This is a genomic window from Rhodococcus sp. PD04, assembly GCF_035918275.1.
GTDB classification, from domain to species: Bacteria; Actinomycetota; Actinomycetes; order Mycobacteriales; family Mycobacteriaceae; genus Rhodococcus; species Rhodococcus rhodochrous.
The window spans coordinates 2,670,087-2,686,579 of the sequence record NZ_CP142143.1; the positions used below are offsets into that span (position 1 = coordinate 2,670,087).

The 16,493-nt window shown below is 65.5% G+C and carries 17 protein-coding genes; 8 read left to right on the forward strand and 9 right to left on the reverse strand.

Translation table 11 applies throughout. The features are described 5' to 3' along the window. Positions 1–146: 146 nt before the first annotated feature. Together U9J23_RS12315 and U9J23_RS12320 are read left to right on the forward strand one after the other, a co-directional pair. Complete coding sequence (locus U9J23_RS12315) at positions 147–623, forward strand: 5' nucleotidase, NT5C type (protein WP_272267416.1); 477 nt, start codon at positions 147–149, stop codon at positions 621–623. Positions 624–1,318: 695 nt separating this feature from the next. Beyond that, positions 1,319–2,800, forward strand: coding sequence for a glyceraldehyde-3-phosphate dehydrogenase (locus U9J23_RS12320; protein WP_080968472.1), 1,482 nt, complete (start codon positions 1,319–1,321; stop codon positions 2,798–2,800). Positions 2,801–3,052: 252 nt separating this feature from the next. Here U9J23_RS12320 and U9J23_RS12325 read toward each other — a convergent pair whose 3' ends face one another. The 3 genes from U9J23_RS12325 to U9J23_RS12335 form a co-directional block, all read right to left on the reverse strand. Beyond that, positions 3,053–3,811 carry a cutinase family protein gene (locus U9J23_RS12325; protein WP_059384842.1) on the reverse strand — a complete coding sequence of 253 codons (759 nt, stop codon included), beginning with the start codon at positions 3,809–3,811 and terminating at the stop codon, positions 3,053–3,055. Between the two features lie 139 nt (positions 3,812–3,950). Next, complete coding sequence (locus U9J23_RS12330) at positions 3,951–4,850, reverse strand: alpha/beta fold hydrolase (RefSeq protein WP_272267419.1); 900 nt, start codon at positions 4,848–4,850, stop codon at positions 3,951–3,953. Next, entirely contained in the window at positions 4,847–5,530 is a 684-nt protein-coding gene (locus U9J23_RS12335) for a TetR/AcrR family transcriptional regulator (protein ID WP_106199668.1), read from the reverse strand. The genes U9J23_RS12330 and U9J23_RS12335 overlap by 4 nt, the downstream gene beginning before the upstream one ends. 82 nt (positions 5,531–5,612) lie before the next feature. On the opposite strand from U9J23_RS12335, the gene U9J23_RS12340 reads away from it, so the two are divergent. Then, the gene (locus tag U9J23_RS12340; RefSeq protein ID WP_326602913.1) at positions 5,613–6,308 is read left to right on the forward strand and encodes a pyridoxamine 5'-phosphate oxidase family protein; all 696 of its coding nucleotides are present in this window, start codon (positions 5,613–5,615) and stop codon (positions 6,306–6,308) included. Positions 6,309–6,332: 24 nt separating this feature from the next. On the opposite strand, the gene U9J23_RS12345 is transcribed toward U9J23_RS12340, so the two are convergent. Together U9J23_RS12345 and U9J23_RS12350 are read right to left on the reverse strand one after the other, a co-directional pair. Then, positions 6,333–7,616, reverse strand: coding sequence for a competence/damage-inducible protein A (locus tag U9J23_RS12345; RefSeq protein ID WP_326598047.1), 1,284 nt, complete (start codon positions 7,614–7,616; stop codon positions 6,333–6,335). 24 nt (positions 7,617–7,640) lie between these two features. After that, positions 7,641–9,128, reverse strand: coding sequence for an adenylate/guanylate cyclase domain-containing protein (locus tag U9J23_RS12350; RefSeq protein ID WP_326598049.1), 1,488 nt, complete (start codon positions 9,126–9,128; stop codon positions 7,641–7,643). A 93-nt stretch (positions 9,129–9,221) separates the two neighbouring features. Between U9J23_RS12350 and U9J23_RS12355 the strand changes: the two genes are divergently transcribed. Genes U9J23_RS12355 through U9J23_RS12370 form a run of 4 tightly spaced genes read left to right on the forward strand, consistent with a single transcriptional unit; the run spans position 9,222 to position 11,686 of the window. Next, the gene (locus U9J23_RS12355) at positions 9,222–9,731 is read left to right on the forward strand and encodes a hypothetical protein (RefSeq protein ID WP_326598051.1); all 510 of its coding nucleotides are present in this window, start codon (positions 9,222–9,224) and stop codon (positions 9,729–9,731) included. After that, positions 9,728–10,957: an NRAMP family divalent metal transporter gene (locus U9J23_RS12360; RefSeq protein WP_326598053.1), complete on the forward strand. Its 1,230-nt coding sequence runs from the start codon at positions 9,728–9,730 to the stop codon at positions 10,955–10,957. Before U9J23_RS12355 ends, U9J23_RS12360 begins: the two co-directional genes overlap by 4 nt. Then, a complete protein-coding gene (locus U9J23_RS12365) occupies positions 10,954–11,352 on the forward strand; it encodes a hypothetical protein (RefSeq protein ID WP_326598055.1) in 399 nt (132 codons plus the stop codon). The genes U9J23_RS12360 and U9J23_RS12365 overlap by 4 nt, the downstream gene beginning before the upstream one ends. Beyond that, positions 11,339–11,686 carry a PRC-barrel domain-containing protein gene (locus tag U9J23_RS12370; RefSeq protein ID WP_326598057.1) on the forward strand — a complete coding sequence of 116 codons (348 nt, stop codon included), beginning with the start codon at positions 11,339–11,341 and terminating at the stop codon, positions 11,684–11,686. The genes U9J23_RS12365 and U9J23_RS12370 overlap by 14 nt, the downstream gene beginning before the upstream one ends. Positions 11,687–12,038: 352 nt before the next feature. On the opposite strand, the gene U9J23_RS12375 is transcribed toward U9J23_RS12370, so the two are convergent. From U9J23_RS12375 to U9J23_RS12385, 3 genes are all read right to left on the reverse strand, one after another. Continuing rightward, positions 12,039–12,935 (reverse strand): alpha/beta fold hydrolase, encoded by an 897-nt coding sequence (locus U9J23_RS12375; protein WP_326598059.1) that lies wholly within the window; start codon positions 12,933–12,935, stop codon positions 12,039–12,041. 118 nt (positions 12,936–13,053) lie between these two features. Further along, positions 13,054–13,824, reverse strand: a complete 771-nt coding sequence (locus tag U9J23_RS12380) for a helix-turn-helix domain-containing protein (RefSeq protein ID WP_272267424.1) — start codon at positions 13,822–13,824, stop codon at positions 13,054–13,056. 324 nt (positions 13,825–14,148) lie between these two features. After that, positions 14,149–15,066, reverse strand: a complete 918-nt coding sequence (locus U9J23_RS12385) for an NAD(P)-dependent oxidoreductase (RefSeq protein ID WP_283480579.1) — start codon at positions 15,064–15,066, stop codon at positions 14,149–14,151. A gap of 86 nt (positions 15,067–15,152) precedes the next feature. On the opposite strand from U9J23_RS12385, the gene U9J23_RS12390 reads away from it, so the two are divergent. Further along, entirely contained in the window at positions 15,153–15,530 is a 378-nt protein-coding gene (locus tag U9J23_RS12390; RefSeq protein ID WP_272267427.1) for a winged helix-turn-helix transcriptional regulator, read from the forward strand. A gap of 91 nt (positions 15,531–15,621) precedes the next feature. Here U9J23_RS12390 and U9J23_RS12395 read toward each other — a convergent pair whose 3' ends face one another. Beyond that, a complete protein-coding gene (locus U9J23_RS12395) occupies positions 15,622–16,323 on the reverse strand; it encodes an SIMPL domain-containing protein (protein WP_272267428.1) in 702 nt (233 codons plus the stop codon). Positions 16,324–16,493: the final 170 nt, after the last annotated feature.

The window sequence follows — 16,493 nt, forward strand, 5'->3', positions numbered from 1 at the left end:
GTGCCTCTGGTAGAAGGCCGGCGCTGAGGGATTCTGCTCGTTGACATCCAAGGTGAGATCCGGTCATTCGCTGAGGCTGGGCTCAACATATGCGACAAGCAGGGCATCAGCACTCCGCTTCACGAGGCCGCAGGTACTGTCACGACGTGACCGATCGCCGAAAGATCCTCTACGTCGACCTCGACAACACGCTGGTCCACTTCAAGTCCGGAATCGATCGGCTCGGCGCTGACGACTTCCAGGAATACCAGGACCGCTATGACGAGGCGCCCGGGATCTTTGCGCTGATGGATCCCATCGACGGTGCCGTCGAAGCATTCACACTCCTGGCCGAACACTTCGATGCGTACATACTCTCGACTGCTCCGTGGAAGAACCCGTCGGCGTGGTCGGACAAGCTGCTGTGGGTGCAGAAGCATTTCGGCATCGAGCCCACCTCCGTCGCCTACAAGCGGTTGATCCTGTCGCACCATAAGAACCTCAATCACGGAGACTTCCTGGTCGACGACCGCGATCACAATGGCGCGAAGGATTTCACAGGTGAACTGGTCAAATTCGGCAGCGCCGAATTTCCCGACTGGGATTCGGTAACCGCCCATCTGCTGGCTGCAGTCGGAAACTAGCACGGTGAAAGTCACGAATGCGACCTCGGGGACGGCCAGGTGTCAGCTGTCCGTTCATGACGTGTCCGAGGCGGGCCGGCTCGAGCTGCGGGCGGCCGCGGTCAATGCACTCCTCGACATCGGTAGCGCGTCGAATGAGCTCGACAACGCTCGCGCCGAGGCAGCCGAGGGTGCCTCGAAGATCCTGTGGACCGACCACTCGATCGACAGGGACGGCTCGGTCCGGCTGTCAACGGCCGTGCACAGGTGTACACGGTGATCGGCTCGGGCAAGGGGCCCACCATGCTTGACCCCTCGGGTCCGAGCGTCGGCAGCGTCGAGAGTCTGTTGGGCCGCCTTGGGAATCTGCAGGGCGGTTCGTTCTCGAGCTGACGCCCGGTGTCGCCGAGACCCACCTCTCCGGGAGGCCCGTTCGATCACTCGGCGGACGTGAACCTCGTGAATCGCCGGCCGGGGAGAGTCCTGCCGGAAGTGGCATTGTCTCTGTCGGGAGTAAGCCGCGGGCGCGTATCGCCTACCGGGCGTCGACCCGTGAGAGCTCTTTCATATGCTTGGCGGTACGCACGCCGTAATCGGCGTCGGTCGCGTACGGTTCCACCGATCCGGACACCGACCGGCGAGTGACGTGCGTCTCGTCTGGGCTGCACCCAACAGCCTGCGACGTGTCAGACGAGCCGGAAAGGCAGAGGAGCGCAGTGAGCACCCCGGAATTGGCACAGTGGAACTCGCAAGAGGCTATTGCGGAAGCAATGATCCCGATCATCGGCGGTCTGCACCGTCGGCATTCGGTCACGATCTTGCTTCACAGCCGCTCCCTCGTGAACAAGTCGGTGATCGGCATTCTGCGGACGCACCGTTTCGCACGTCAGATCCGCGGCGACGAGCTGTCGGTCGAGGCAACCTTCCCGTTCCTCGAGGCGCTGACCGATCTCGACCTGCAGCCGTCGAAGATCGATCTCGGTCTACTGGTGACGGCTTATCAGGCCGAGGGCGCCGGACGGTCCATCCCGGAGTTCGTCGCCGAGACCCTCTCGGACCTGGTCGGTGGCGCTCAGACGAGCCCCGCGAAGCCGCAGGACGTCGTCCTCTACGGCTTCGGTCGGATCGGCCGCCTCGTCGCCCGTTTGCTCATCGAGAAGGCCGGCTCGGGCAACGGCCTGAACCTGCGCGCTGTGGTGGTGCGGAAGGGCAGTGGTGACGACCTGACCAAGCGTGCGTCTCTGCTGCGTCGCGACTCGGTCCACGGGCAGTTCAACGGCACGATCAAGGTCGACGCCGAGAACAATGCCCTGATCGCCAACGGCAACGTCATCAAGTTCATCTACAGCAACGATCCGGCGAGCGTCGACTACACCGAGTACGGCATCGACAACGCCATCCTGATCGACAACACCGGCATCTGGCGCGACCGCGACGGGCTGTCGAACCACCTTCGCCCCGGTATCGCCAAGGTGGTGCTCACCGCACCGGGTAAGGGCGACCTTCCGAACATCGTGCACGGCGTCAACCACCGCGCCATCGACCCGGACGAGAAGATCGTCTCGTGCGCGTCCTGCACCACCAATGCGATCGTGCCGCCGCTGAAGACCATGGACGACAAGTTCGGTGTGCTGCGTGGCCACGTCGAGACGGTGCACTCGTTCACCAACGACCAGAACCTGCTGGACAACTACCACAAGGCCGACCGTCGCGGTCGTTCCGCGCCGTTCAACCTGGTGCTCACCGAGACCGGCGCAGCTTCGGCGGTCGCGAAGGCGCTTCCCGATCTGAAGGCGAAGATCACCGGCAACTCGATCCGCGTTCCTACGCCGGATGTGTCCGTCGCGATCCTGCACCTGCAGCTGACTCGTGAGACCACCAAGGAAGAGGTGCTCGAGCACCTGCACCAGGAGTCGCTGACCGGTGCGCTGCGCCGCAACCTCGACTACACCTCGGCCACCGACGCAGTGTCGAGCGACTTCATCGGATCGCGCGCGGCGTGCATCATCGACGCCAACGCAGCGATCGTCGACGGCGACACCGCCATCCTCTACGTCTGGTACGACAACGAGTTCGGCTACTCGTGCCAGGTGGTGCGTACCGTCCAGTACCTGTCGGGTGTGGAGTACCCCGTCTATCCCATCACGGAAGCCGGCCCCGTGGAGCATGTCGAGGCGCCTGCCGCTGCACAGGCATAGCAGTCCTGTACGGATCGGACCAACGACAGTCCTCCAGCGACTCGTCGACGAGAGAACCCATCCTCACCTGAGGGTGGGTTCTCTCGTGCGTAGGGCCATTGGTGGCGTCGAGGAGGAGTAGCGGCCGTCGAAATCAGGGGAGGTTGTGTGCGGTTCCGGTGAAGAACTCGCACACAACCTCCCCTGGGTTCGCCACTCCGGCCCTGCTGTGCACCGACCCTCGCGGTCGGGGAACCGTCCGGCCCGACTCGGTCAGGGCTGGTAGTCGGGGTACTTCGTGTGCAGCTGGAAATACCCGGTCACGTTCTCCCGAAGCCAGTCCTTGCCGTCCTCGGGCGTACGACCGTCGCAGATCGCGTCGCCTTCGATGCAGACTCGTTCGACGTGGATCTCGCCGAAGTCGTTGCGGCCGCCGCCGAGCGTCACGCCGGGAACCACGGGACCCGGGAACAGGGTCTCGACGCCGCGGTCGTCGCGGGGGTCGGAGTAGAGAATGCCCGAGATCCGCTCGGGGGGAACGGATCCGTCGGCGGCGACCTCGGCGAGAACGTCGCCGGCGATCGAGGCGCCCTGCGAGTAGCCGAGAACCAGCAGGTCCGAGTCGGGGCAGGTGCTGTGCCGGACGGTGATGGTCTGGCGGAGTCGCTGATGCCCGATCTGCTTCGACCTGTCGTATGCGATGGTGCCGTCGTCGTCGATGCCGTCGAAATCGTCGTGCGAGCCGGTCCCCGGCAGCGGCACGACCACTGCGGGGTAGCGGATGTGTTCGACCACGGTGCCGGGAGCCTCGAACCGAGCGGAGATCTTCGCCAAGGGGGACTCGGGATCGATCGAGTCGAGGGTCTCGAAGCCTCGGGTTCCGTCGACGGCGAGGACATACCGTTCGGGGCAGTTGCGAACCGGGTCGGCGGACGCGGAACCGACGGGACCCGCGACGCTCAGTCCTGCAGTGAGCAGACCTGCGACGAGCAGGCCGACGGTACGTGTGCGTCTGCGATCGATCCGGGACATGCGCGATTCTCCTCGTGTGCCCCCGACAGACAACAATTGAGGTCGATGATATCGACGTCTCGTTTGTTCGGCATGTTAAAGATGCGCGCTTTCCGGTGATCATGCTCACCCCCGGTGGGGGAGTTCGGTGGCCATTCCGTCAGGCCTGCACAGCTGGGGTACGGGCGGCCAATTCGGTGATGAAGGCGGCAATCTCCCCGGGGTTCTCTTCGGCCATGAAGTGGCCGCTGGTAGTGGCCTGATAGGTGAAGTCGGGAGCCCACGCTTGCCAGAGGGCCGAGGCGTCGAAGCCCAGTTGCGAGCCCCAGTCCTGGGAGATGACCGCGACGGGCATGGTGAGCCGAGCGCCGCGTTCGCGGTCGGCGAGGTCCATGTCGAGGTCGATGCCGGCGGTGGCGCGGTAGTCGGCCACGATCGAGTCGATGGAGTTGATCGAGCGGGTGACGTAGTGGTCGCGCTCCTCGGGAGCGAAGGTGGATCCGGTGGGGTCCCACGCGTCGAGGAACGAGCCGAAGAATTCCGGGGCGACGGCGGCGATCATCTTCTCGGGCATCCCTGCGGGCTGGGCCATGAGGTAGAGGTGCCAGGCCACCTTCGCGTTCACGCCCTGGAGTACGGCCCAGGTGTCCATCGTGGGAAGGACATCGAGGATGCCGAGGTAATCGACGGCGTCGGGGTGGTCGAGTCCCGCGCGAACGGCGACGAGCGCGCCGCGGTCGTGACCGACGAGCCCGAAGTGGTCGAAACCGATCTCTCGGGCGACCGCGACGATGTCGTTCGCCATGATGCGCTTGGAATACGTCCCGGGGTTGTCGGCCGGGGGCTGGTCGCTGGCACCGTAACCGCGCAGGTCGGGGACGATCACGGTGTGGTCGTCGGCGAGTATGTGGGCGACGTGGCGCCACATGTAGTGGGTCTGCGGAAAACCGTGCAGCAGGACGACGGCCGGTCCCTGCCCGCCTACAGCGACGTTGAGATTCACCCCGCCGTCCCCGGTGATCGTGCGGTAGGCGAAGTCTTCGATGGTGCAGTCGGTCATGGGGTCTCCGTAGTCATAGGCGGGGTGGAGGTTTCGGGGTGGCCGGAGAAGATGCCGGCAGGCAGGTCCGTTCGGCCGGCCGACGCGGTGAGCGCGGGAATGATGACGGTGTCGACGAGGGCTTCGAGGTAGGTGTCGTCGACGGTGAGACCGTTCGCTCGTCGCAGGAGCAGGACGGTGCCCACGACTTCCTCGTACGCGAATGGTTGAGCGCCCGAAGGGAGTTCGCCTCGAGCAACGGCATCGTCGAGGACCGCATGGGGGAGACGTGCGCCGGTCGGGCCGACGGTCTCCTCGATGGCGTCGCACAACTCCGGGTCTTCGAGGCCCGCGTGGAGCAGCATGAAGGCGGCATTGCTGTCGGTTGCGGACATGGTGTGGCTGAGGCGTTGCGCAAGCAGGAGCAGATCGTCGCGGAGTGTCCCGCCGCGTCGGAGTGGAACCGCCGAGGGATGCGCAGGGGCGTCCTTCACGGCTGCGAGCACCATGTCGCGCTTGGACGGCCATCGTCGATACAGCGTTGCCTTCGACGCCTGGCATCGTCGAGCGACCGCCTCGAATGTCACGCCTTCGTAGCCCTCCTCGGCCAGAAGCTCGAGAACGGTTGTGGTGATCCGACGCTCCAGTTCGGCGTCGCGTGGACGACCGCGCTGCGCAGGTGACTCATTGAGATACGGCACGTTCCGTATCGTAAACTACGTTCCGCCTGTTCGGTCAATTCCGCGGTCGGCACCCGCGTCCTGCCGACCTCGACAGATTGTGATGCACTATCTCGGTGTCGACATAACGGACATCGGCGAGGAGATCGGTATGGGATTGAGGTATCACCATCTGGCGTTCGGCCCGGAGGCGGTCGCTCGTCAGGAAGCTGCGGGCAGCATCGTTGCCTATGGTGCCGACCTCGACGAACCCGACCGAGGACCTCAGCCGTTGGGCGACCGGGAACTCGCTCTCGTACGCGAAAGCTTCCAGTTCCACATGGCGACGGTGACCCCGAGCGGATGGCCCTATGTCCAGTACCGCAGCGGACCCGTCGGGTTCCTGCACCACCTCGGTGGGCAGACGATCGGGTTCGCGGACCACCGAGGCAATCAACAATTCGTCTCGGTCGGGAACATCGCGGACAACGGAAGGGTCGCGCTGTTCCTCGCGGACCTTCCGCTGAAGAGGCGGTTGAAGGTCTTCGGTACCGCGCGGGTGGTCGATGCGGACGACGACCCGCAGCTTCTCGACCGGCTGCGCGATCTCGGTGACGGTCGGAGAATCTCGGCGCGATGCGAGCGAAGCATCGTCATCGAGGTCGAGGCCTTCGACTGGAACTGCTCGCGGAGCTTGATCCCGCAGTACACCGACGAAGCGGTCCGCGCCCGGATCAGTCCCTACATCGACGAGATCAACGACCTCCGAGCCGAAGTGGATTCTCTTCGGGCACAGCTGAAGGCGGCGGGGGAGAACTGACAACGACCGGCGGTACGTGCCGGCTCAAGCCCGTTCGAGCTGTGCGACAACCAGATGCAGTGCCGCCGTGGTGGTGAGAGTCCGGACCCGTTCTCGGTCTCCGGGGAAGCGGCGGGTGACCGTGTACGTCGGTCGTCCCTCGATTGCGACGCCGAAGCACACCGTGCCCACCGGCTTGGCCTCGGTGCCGCCGTCGGGGCCGGCGATCCCCGTGGTGGAGACCGCGACGTCGACCTTCAGGCGACGTCGAGCACCCTCGGCCATGGCTGCGGCGACCTGTTCGCTCACTGCCCCGTGCTCCGCGATCATCTCCGCCGGGACGTCGATGAGATCGGACTTCGCATCGTTGGAATACGAGACGACGCCTCCCATGACATAGGCCGACGACCCGGGGCGGTCGGTGAGACGCGCGGCGACGAGCCCGCCGGTGCACGACTCCGCAGTCGCGATCGTACGGCCGTCGAGGGCGGCGATCAGATGATCGTCGATGGTGGAACCGTCGGTCGAGAAGATCTGGCGGCCATGGTGTTCGGTGAGGACATCGAGAAGGCGGTGATAGATGTCCGCGTCACCGGAGGCAACTCGCGTCACCATGTCGAGTTCGCCGTGACGAAGGCATGTGGTGATCTCGAGGCGTTCGAGGCCGGCGATCTCTGCTTCGGCCCGGCGCAGCGTCTCGGCGAGCTGTGCCTCGTGCAATCCGTAGGCGCGCACGGTGTGCTGCTGCAGGTCGTCGGCTCGCGCCAACACGTCGGCGACCGCGGGGGAGGCGACCGCGCTCGGCCACATCGCCTGCAGCTCACCGGGCGGGCCGGGCAGGATGACGATGGTCGGTACCGGCCGATCGCCGGCGACCGCGGGGATGACCACGCCCGGCGCTGTACCGGTGGGCGGCAGGGCGGTGGCACCGGCGGGCACGTGCGCCTGCTTCCGGATCCCGATACGCGTCGGCCCGGCGTCGAGATCGGGGGTGTCCGGGCGGAACCGGCGGATGACACCTGCGATGTGTTCTTCGAGTTCGGGGTCGAGCAGCAGTTCGCGATCGCAGTACTCGGCGACGGTGGGGACGGTGAGGTCGTCGGCGGTGGGACCGAGACCCCCGCTGGTGACGATGAGATCGACGCGCTGCTCGGTGAGGAAACGCAACTGTGCGGTCAGGTCGGCGGGCCGGTCACCGCAGATCGTGATGTGGGCGACGTCGACGCCGAGTTTCAGGAGTTGGTCGGACAACCACGGTCCGTTCAGGTCGGAGATCCTCCCGGTCAGCACTTCGGTCCCGGTCACGATGATTCCTGCACGCACGCTCACGGAGCCGAGCCTAGTCGGCGACGATCATCGTGGACGCCTCGCTGCTCTGTTGCGACGGTCTGCGAGGCGGGCGAGCTCACGAAGCATGCCGGGAGCCCGGCGCGCCATGGTCAATACTGCCCGGTCCGAGACGGTCGGGCGTGGCGGCAGCGGAGGCTGTGCAGGCCGGGCCCCGACCGTCGCCCTGAACACCTGCACTTGACCGGGCACACCTTTGAGTCGATGCCTGCCCAGGTCGGTGAAATCGAAATCTCCGCCGACCGCAAGGTCGCGCACCGCCTGTGAGCATCGCACCTCGCCAGGCCCGGCGGAGGCAGCGATCCGCGCGCCGATGTGGACCGTCATTCCGGTCAACCCGGGCCCGGCGCGGGTCACCGACCCGACATGCACGCCGGAGCGCACGGAAAATCCGAGAGTCGATGTCGATCGGATGATCCGGTGCGCGCACTGCAGTGCGGCCACCGGACCGTCGAACACACTGAGGGTCCCATCGCCCGCGATGCCCACCAGCGTGCCTCCGCCGGCCTCGACCTCCGCACGCACGAGTCGGTCGTGCGCGCCCAGCAACCTCGCGAACCGGTTGTCACCGACCTCCGCGAGCAGATCGGTGGAGCGGACGACATCGGTGAACAGAACCGCGCCCAGGAACCGATCGGCGTCGACCGGATGGTCCGTGCCGCTGACGAGTTCCTCCACGTGGTCGAGAACAGGGATCAGCACTTCACCCAGCGTTGCACCGAGGGGGATCGGTGGCAGTTCGTAGAAGCGGCCGTTCGGAATCTGCGCGGCCATCCTGCGGCCGGCCTCTCGAGCGAACAGAGTCTCCGGCTGATGCAGCACCTTCGTCGGGCATTGGATTGCCGGCAGAATCAAGGAGTAGTTCGCGCGGAGAGCCCACTCGAGATGTTTCTGGGCAGTTCTCGGTGTGGCGGAGCAGCGTTCGAGCAGCGCCATGATGCGTCGATTGTGCGGGACATCGAGGGTCGGGTGCGTCAGAGGTGTGAGTTTCCCGTGACCCCAGCATGCGTACGCATCCCGATACGACTCGACGAACCGGTCTCGCTCGTCGGCAGTCCATCCCGGTGGCAGATCGCCGTCCTCGGGCAACAGGGTGTCGGACCAGGCTTGGGCGAGGACCAGTCCGGAAACACGGTCGGGATACCGAGCGGCCACCAAGGCGAGGGGCCCGCAGGTGCTGGCCACGCCGACGAGCGCGGCGTGAGCGACCTCGGCGTCGTCGAGCACCGCGACGACGTCGTCGGCCTGCTCCTCGAGCGTGGGGACGTGGTCGACGGGATCGGAGAGTCCGAATCCGCGGCGCTGGAAGAACAGCGAACGCGCGAAGCCGGCGCAACGTTCGAAGTTGTAGTGGAGATGCGGATCGGTCCACATCAGGTCCGGATGCATCATGTCTTCGCAGAACCATGCGATCGGATGAGGCCCCTCGCCCACGGCCTGATACGCCAGTGCGTTGCCGTCGCGCTGGATGTACCGCGTCACGGGCGGATCCATGGGAACAACGATAGGCGCCGGGTCGACAGCGCGACGAGTGTCGACACTGTCGAAACCGACCGGCGTCGGAAACCGGCCTCTATCGTGAGGTTGGTGAGGAACGCGTGGTCTTCACGGCGCGTCTCGCGGGAGACGGGTGGACGCCGGAGCAGGGGTGCGCTGCTTTCTGTGGTCGCTGCAGCGCTGCTCCTGGGTATCTTCGCATCCGGGTGCGCTTCGATGCGCGGCGGGGTGGAAGGCGATTTCGGTCGGGCAGCGCAGCAGCTCGGTTCGGCGGCAGTCTCGGCTCAACTGAGCCTGCAGGTTTTCGCCGCCGGTCGCAACACCACCGCCGCCACGGACACCGCCCTGTCGGACATGCTCGAGGAGGTCGACCAGGCGGTCTCGGCAACCGCGGATCGTGAGGTGGACAACCCCGACCAGGGAGCCCTACGCGCCGAGGTCCTGCAGGCGGCCAACACGGTTACCGGACAGATCATCCGGGGTCGAGACATCGTTGCGGGGGTCGGCGAGCAGACCGAGCTGACTGCGGTTGCGGCCGAGCTCGGACGTACGGGTACGGAGTTGCTCGATCTCGGAGACCGTCTCGACGTGGGCGGATGAAAAGTCTCTTCGCCGTCGCTCTCGGCATCCTCACCGCGATCGGTGGGTTTCTCGACATCGGTGATCTGGTCACCAATGCAGTGGTGGGCGCGCGTTTCGGGTTGTCGTTGGCCTGGGTTGTGCCGGTAGGGGTGCTGGGAATCTGCGTGTTCGCGCAGATGTCCGGTCGTGTCGCTGCGGTCAGCGGCCGAGCCACCTTCGAGATCATTCGCGAACGCCTCGGGCCGCGCATGGCAGTGGCGAATCTGTGCGCGTCGTTTCTGATCAACCTGTTGACGTTGACCGCCGAGGTCGGCGGTATCGCGCTGGCGTTGCAATTGGCGAGCAGTGTGAACCCGAAGCTGTGGATTCCGGTAGCCGCTCTGGCGGTGTGGTTGGTGATCTGGCGGGTGAAGTTCTCGGTGATGGAGAACGTCACCGGGGTGGTCGGACTGTGCCAGGTCATGTTCGCGGTGGCGGTGTTCCTTCTCGGCCCGGATTGGGGGCAGCTCGCAGACCAGGTGTTCACCCCGTCGCTGTCGGACGGTGAAAACCTGGCGGCGTACTGGTATTACGCGATCGCGCTGTTCGGTGCGGCAATGACTCCGTACGAGGTGTTCTTCTTCTCCTCCGGTGCCGTGGAAGAGAAGTGGACGGTGCGGGATCTGGCGAAGTCCCGGCTCAACGTTCTGGTCGGATTTCCCCTCGGCGGCATCCTCTCGGTGGCAATCGCCGCACTGTCGGCGATCGTGCTGATGCCGGGTGGGGTAGAGGTGTCCAGCCTGTCGCAGGTGCTGATTCCGGTGGCCGAGGCGGGAGGGAAACTGGCGGTGGCGGTGATCATCCTCGGGATCGTGGCGGCCACGTTCGGCGCGGCGCTCGAAACCGCACTGTCCGGGGGCTACACCCTGGCGCAGTTCCTGGGGTGGTCGTGGGGCAAGTTCCGACGCCCGGTGGAGGCGGCACGCTTCCACCTGACCATGCTGGTGTTGTTGATCGTCGCGGTCGGTGTGCTGATGACGGGGGTGGACCCGATCCTGGTCACCGAGTACTCGGTCGTGTTCTCCGCAATCGCCCTGCCCTTGACGTATCTACCGGTTCTGATCATCTCCAACGACCCGCAGTACATGGGCGAGCATGTCAACGGCCCGGTCGTCAACGCGATCGGTACCGTCTACCTGATCATCATCGTCGCCGCCTCGGCAGCGGCGATACCGTTGATGATCGTCACCGGAGCAGGACAATGAGCACATCTGAACACCCATCCACTGGCACCGACCGAGGCGGTCGGTTGATCGATGCCCGCCTGCACCTGTTGGATCGGCAGATCCTCGACTGCGACGGCGTACCGGTCGCCACGGTCGACGACATCGAACTCGGCGGCATCGAATCCGACGGCGACACCTCGTCAGCACCGCGCATCGAAGCGATCCTCACCGGATCGACCTTGATGACCCGGATCTTCGGGGGCCGTCTGCCCCGAAGCCGCTTGCATCGCATCACGTGGGACGATGTCGCCGAGGTCGGTATCACCCTCGTGCTACGAGTGCGGTCCGAGGCCTTGGATGCGACGTGGCCCGAGCGATGGGTGCGGGATCAGATCATCGGCCGCATTCCCGGAGGCCGTCATGCTCCTGACTGATCTGCTCGACCTGCCCGTCCACGATCACAACGGCGACCGCGTCGGATGGGTGTCCGATATGCGCTTCCGCATCCCTGCCCGTCCCACCGCGTCGGACGATGGGGGAGTGCCGTCGCCGGAGGTGGTCGGCATCCTCCTCGGTCCGCGTCGTCGCGGGTCGTACCTCGGATTCGAACGCACCGACGTGCACGCCCCGGTGTTGCTCGCGAGGTGGATCCGGTGGCGGCACCGCGGCACCTGTCTGGTGCCGTGGTCCGATGTCGATCACGTCGAGGACGAGGCAGTCGTCCTGGACGCGCACTATCGTCGGGAATCGCCGCTACTGAGTCGCTGACCGATCACGCCGCAGCCTCGACGATGCGGGGCGGAGTCACCACGCTCCGACGGAAGCACGCCGCTGCTGCCGACGCCCACCTTTTCCCTCGTGACGTCGCCGCCCCGGTATCCGCTGCGCGCGCCGACGCAGCGCGAGCTCGTGCTGCAAGCGCTCCGCAGAAAGCTTGCCCGGACCGTGAATGCTCGTACCGTCCGGTCGTTCGATCGTGGTGGCCATCGCCGTGTTTCTCCCTCGAAGATCTCGAAATGCGCCGGCGATCAGTAGTACTCCTCGGCGAGTATCGGGGCAACGGAGTTTTCGCCTCACCGCTTGAGGACGCACGAACACCGAGCCGACGATCGCCGGATCATCACGAGTGCCGGCGCACCACATCGTCGACGATCGCAGCCAGCTCCGCAGGATGAGTCATCGGCACGTTGTGGTTGGCTGAAATCTCCACCAGTTCTCGGTTCGCAGCGGCGTCGACCAGCGTCTGCACCTCGTCGCGGCGCTGTGCGTAGAACCCTCTGTCGGGCAGGACGAACGTGATCGGGCACCGAAGGTGCGTATACAAGTCCACACTCGGATAGATGGCTGCGTGTGAGTCGGGAGCACTGACGACGGCGATCTCGTCGAGGCTCGGCCGTCGCTCGTAGAGCGTATCGCTACAGCGGAGGAAGGTCCGTCGCATCACCGCACGGACGAGCTCCGGGCGGGATCCGGCGTTGAGCCAGTCGGTTTCCGCCTCGCGCACACACTGCTCGATGTACGAGAGCAACTGCTGTTCGGTCGCCCGCCAGCCGTAGCGAAACGTCTCCTTCACTTGCTCGATGGCCCGAGGGTTCTGCCACTGTGCCTGGGCAGCTACTGCTGCAGCTCGATCGTCCAGAACCATGCCGTCGACCACGCACAATGCCGCCGCATCCACCAGTCCGGCTGCGACCGTTGCCGTGACCGCGTACCCACCTGTGGAATGCCCCACCAGCACCGGCCGGTCCCAGCCGAGTGCCTCGATGACAGCGCCGAGATCACGCCAGTACTGCTCGGCTGTACTCGAGGTGAGCGCGCTCTGCCCGTGTCCACGCAGATCCACCGCCACCGGATGGCAGTGCGCCACCAGATGCGCTGCCACGTCGGTCCATACCGCGGCGTTGTGTCCGCTGCCATGGACCAACAGCACATCCGGCCCACGGCCATCGAAAACGAGTCCCGACAGCACGCCGTCGTCGACGGGCACTTCGATAGGGATTCCGGACACCGTCACCATCCCTCGCCGTCGATAGCTCAGCGAGACTGTCTACCGCAGAACATCACCTACCTCTCATGAGACAACCGATCCGTCCGATCGGTCAACGGAATTCGGCTGAGGCCCGCCGCAGTGGATCTCAGGCCGCAACCGGCGCGCGACACCCGCACCGCACGGCCCGCCCGTGCTCGTCGTCGGGAAGCCACCCGTACTCGTCGCAATCGCCGCACTTCGGTTGGAGGACACGGGGCGTCGACAGCGACCGCCACAACGGCAACCATCCGTGCGCCAGTCGCATCGGATTGCCCGGTCTGTGCACGGATTTCGCTGCCGCAACCAGAGCCGGCACGCCGTGTGTAGCGACGAGTGCTTCGATCGCCGCTGCCGCATCGGGTTTGAGGTAGACGAAGGTCGCGGTGAGCCCGGCCTTCCTGCAGGCTGCCGCAAGCTCGACCACCGCCGGACCGAGCGGTGCTGTCGCGACGCGCGGTGTGCGGTTGGTTTCCGTCCTTGGTGTATCGGTACTTGAAAGAGCGCCTGAGTCTGCGATGTCCGCGCTGCCGTGGGTCGGGTTCTCAGGCGCCGGGTCGGTGACGGGACGTTCGTAGATGGTCTGGATGGTGATCCACTGGCCGAGCTCGTTCTGGATCTTCTCGCGCACCAGATAGCCGAGGTCGGCGAGCTCGCGCAATGCGGACCGGATCGCGTCGCGACCTTCTTTCGGTGACTGCGCTGCGATCGAGTCGGCGCGGGTGCGCCAGTCGTCGGGCTTGGACAGCAACCAGACGAGCACGCCCCGCGCGCGGAAGGACAGCCGCTCGTCGGTGATGACGGCGTTGCTGAGGACGGTGAAGTTGGCGGCAAGGCGCGGTCCACGACGCACGCCGCCGGCCAGGGTATTCTGACCCACGTTCGACTCCTACTCAGTCGGACATCCGGCCCGTCGGGAGTTGCAGCTCCTGGCGGGCCTTATTCGATTGTGGCCGCGCGGTTCGGCGGCGTGCTGGCATCGTGCCACCGTCTGTACGAGGCGCGCAAGGAATCGAACGGGGGTCCGCGAAGTTCGGTGTTCCGGACCTCGCTGAGCGGGATCCGGAACACCGAAGTTTCACAGGCGTATGAGGGCAGGACGTCGGCAACGCCTTCGCGCAAGACGTAACGCCGGCGGGTGACCGCTGTCAGGGCTCGATCTCTTCGATGAGCGATGCGTGCGTCGCGGTCGGGCTCAGGTGAGTCACGCGATGCGTTCGGCGGTGTGGTCGCCCGTGTCGGCCCGCATGCTCTCGAAGACTCGGGCGAAGCCTTCGGAGCCGTGACCAGCGGCAATCTCCCGAGTGATAAGTCCCTGCAGGGCAACGAGTGTCGCCGGATCGACACACTGTTCCTCGCTGGCGCTCACAATGTGGCCGAGGTCGGAGAACTCCAAGCTCTGTTGCCCGGGAGCGGTGTAGTCGCCGGCATCGATGACTGCCGCAAATTCTCTCAATCCGCTGGTCATTGCGCTGAGGAATGGGGTTGCGCGGCGCGCGAGTTCGTCGGCGGTCATGCCTTCGGATCCCACCATGGCAGCGCCGTGGAAGAATCCCGCGAACATCTGGTACATGCCCGAAAGCATCGCCAAGTCGATCAGCGATGCCATCCCAGGGTCCGCGCCGTCGTACGTGCTGGTCGCCCATGTGTCGAGGAGTTCGTGGTGCTGCTCGTAAACGGACTGCGGGCCGCTGTAGAAGATCTGTGCTGCGGGGGTGCCGATCATGGCCGGGACTGCCAAGATTGCGCCGTCCAGGTAGGCGATGCCGTGCCGATCGGCCCAATCGGCGAGTTCGCGGGCCTCATTCGGAGTGGTGGTCGTGAGATTGATCAAGGTGCGACCCCGCAACTGCTCGACCACCGGGGTGAGGGTCTCGTAAACCGACGCCGCCCGGAGCAGGCAGACGACGATGAGTGGGTTCGCCCCAGCCGCATCGGCCACGGTCTCGGCGGGGTGGGCGCCGCTCTCGACCAGAACGGTGTCGCGACCAGGGGTCCGATTCCAGACCGTCACGTCGTAGCCGATGTCGAGGAGTCGTGCGGCGAGGGCACTGCCCATGGCGCCCAGACCGAGGACCGTGACATCTGTGCGTGGGTACGAGGTTGCGAAATGTGTTGTCATACATCCATGCTGGACAACGACCTACGGACATGAAAGTACCCACTATCTACTGCGGTACTTACCGAGATGTAAGTGAGGAGTCCGAGATGGCGAAGAGACCGCGCTCCGGACCGTACATCTGCGGAATCGACGCCGCACTGGATGTCGTCAGCGGTAAGTGGAAGGGCCTGATCCTGTGGGAGCTCCATGACCATGGCAAACGTCGATTCGCTGAGCTTCGCAGGGCACTCCCTGGTGTCAGCGAGAAGATGCTCACCCAACATCTGCGGCAGATGGAAGAAGACGGTCTCATCTATCGCAAGGTCTACGCGGAGGTGCCCCCGAGGGTCGAGTACTCCCTCACCGACGAAGGTATCTCCCTCAACGCGGCACTGGAGCCACTCGGCGAGTGGGGACGACACCGACTCGAGCGCGAGGGTCTCACGGTCGACGCGACCCCACCGCACGCGTCAACAATCGCCTGACCCGCAACAGCCAGGACATGTCCGACAATCTCGTCGAGCCGTGTCGAGGGCCTCGATACCGGAAGCACGCTCGGCATTTGTCGGACACGCCCTACAGGGAAGCTTCGAACCGCGCCTCGACGTCGGCGGTGAGGGTGACGCGGTCGGGTTCGAAGACCAGCTCGGGTTCCGCCGACTCGGACGCGGTCATCGCATCCGAGCGCAGCATCGCGGTGCGCATCATGGGAGCGCCGCCCGCGTGGACAGGGGAGGGCTGGGAGCCGAGCATGCCCGGATCGGCGATGGCCACCGCACGAACGGTCTCGAGACCCAGTGACGTCGTGTACGCCTTCGCCTTGCCGAGAGCATCACGGACGGCGAGGTCGCGGACCTGAGCGAGTCGCTTCTTCCTGGCCTTGCGCGTGATCCACCACTGGAGATCGGCGACGGTGACCGCCTCGAGTTCCGCGACCTGCTCGACGAACGCACCCACAGCGTCGAACTCGTGGAAGGTGACGGTGATCGATGCCGACGAGTTGTACACCCACGGCCGGTTCTTGCCCTCGCGATTGAACGGGCGACGCCGACTGTGGCGCACCCGATCGAAGGTCCACCGCTTCACCGGGCTCCGGGTGCGCTTGCGCAGTTCGGTCACGAGATCGGTGATGGTGGCGACGGCCGCGGTCACCGGTTCGGCGGCCTGCTTGCGCGACGAGCCGTCCGCATGCACCCGCAGGACCACGGTGCACCGATTGGGTGCGACCGTGCGCTCGGCGTGACCGGTGACGGTGATCGTGACGGGAGGCTGGGTCATGCGCACGAGTGTGCCAGTGCGAGCCGTCCCCGTCGGGCAGACGGCACGTGCCGCGGAACCGCCGAATCCGACCTTCCGGACGTCGCAAACGTGCCACTCTGAACTTGTCAGAAGTGAGAGGTGTGGCTGGTGGGACGACTGGGTATCTGAGTTGAGTCGAACTAGCCAGT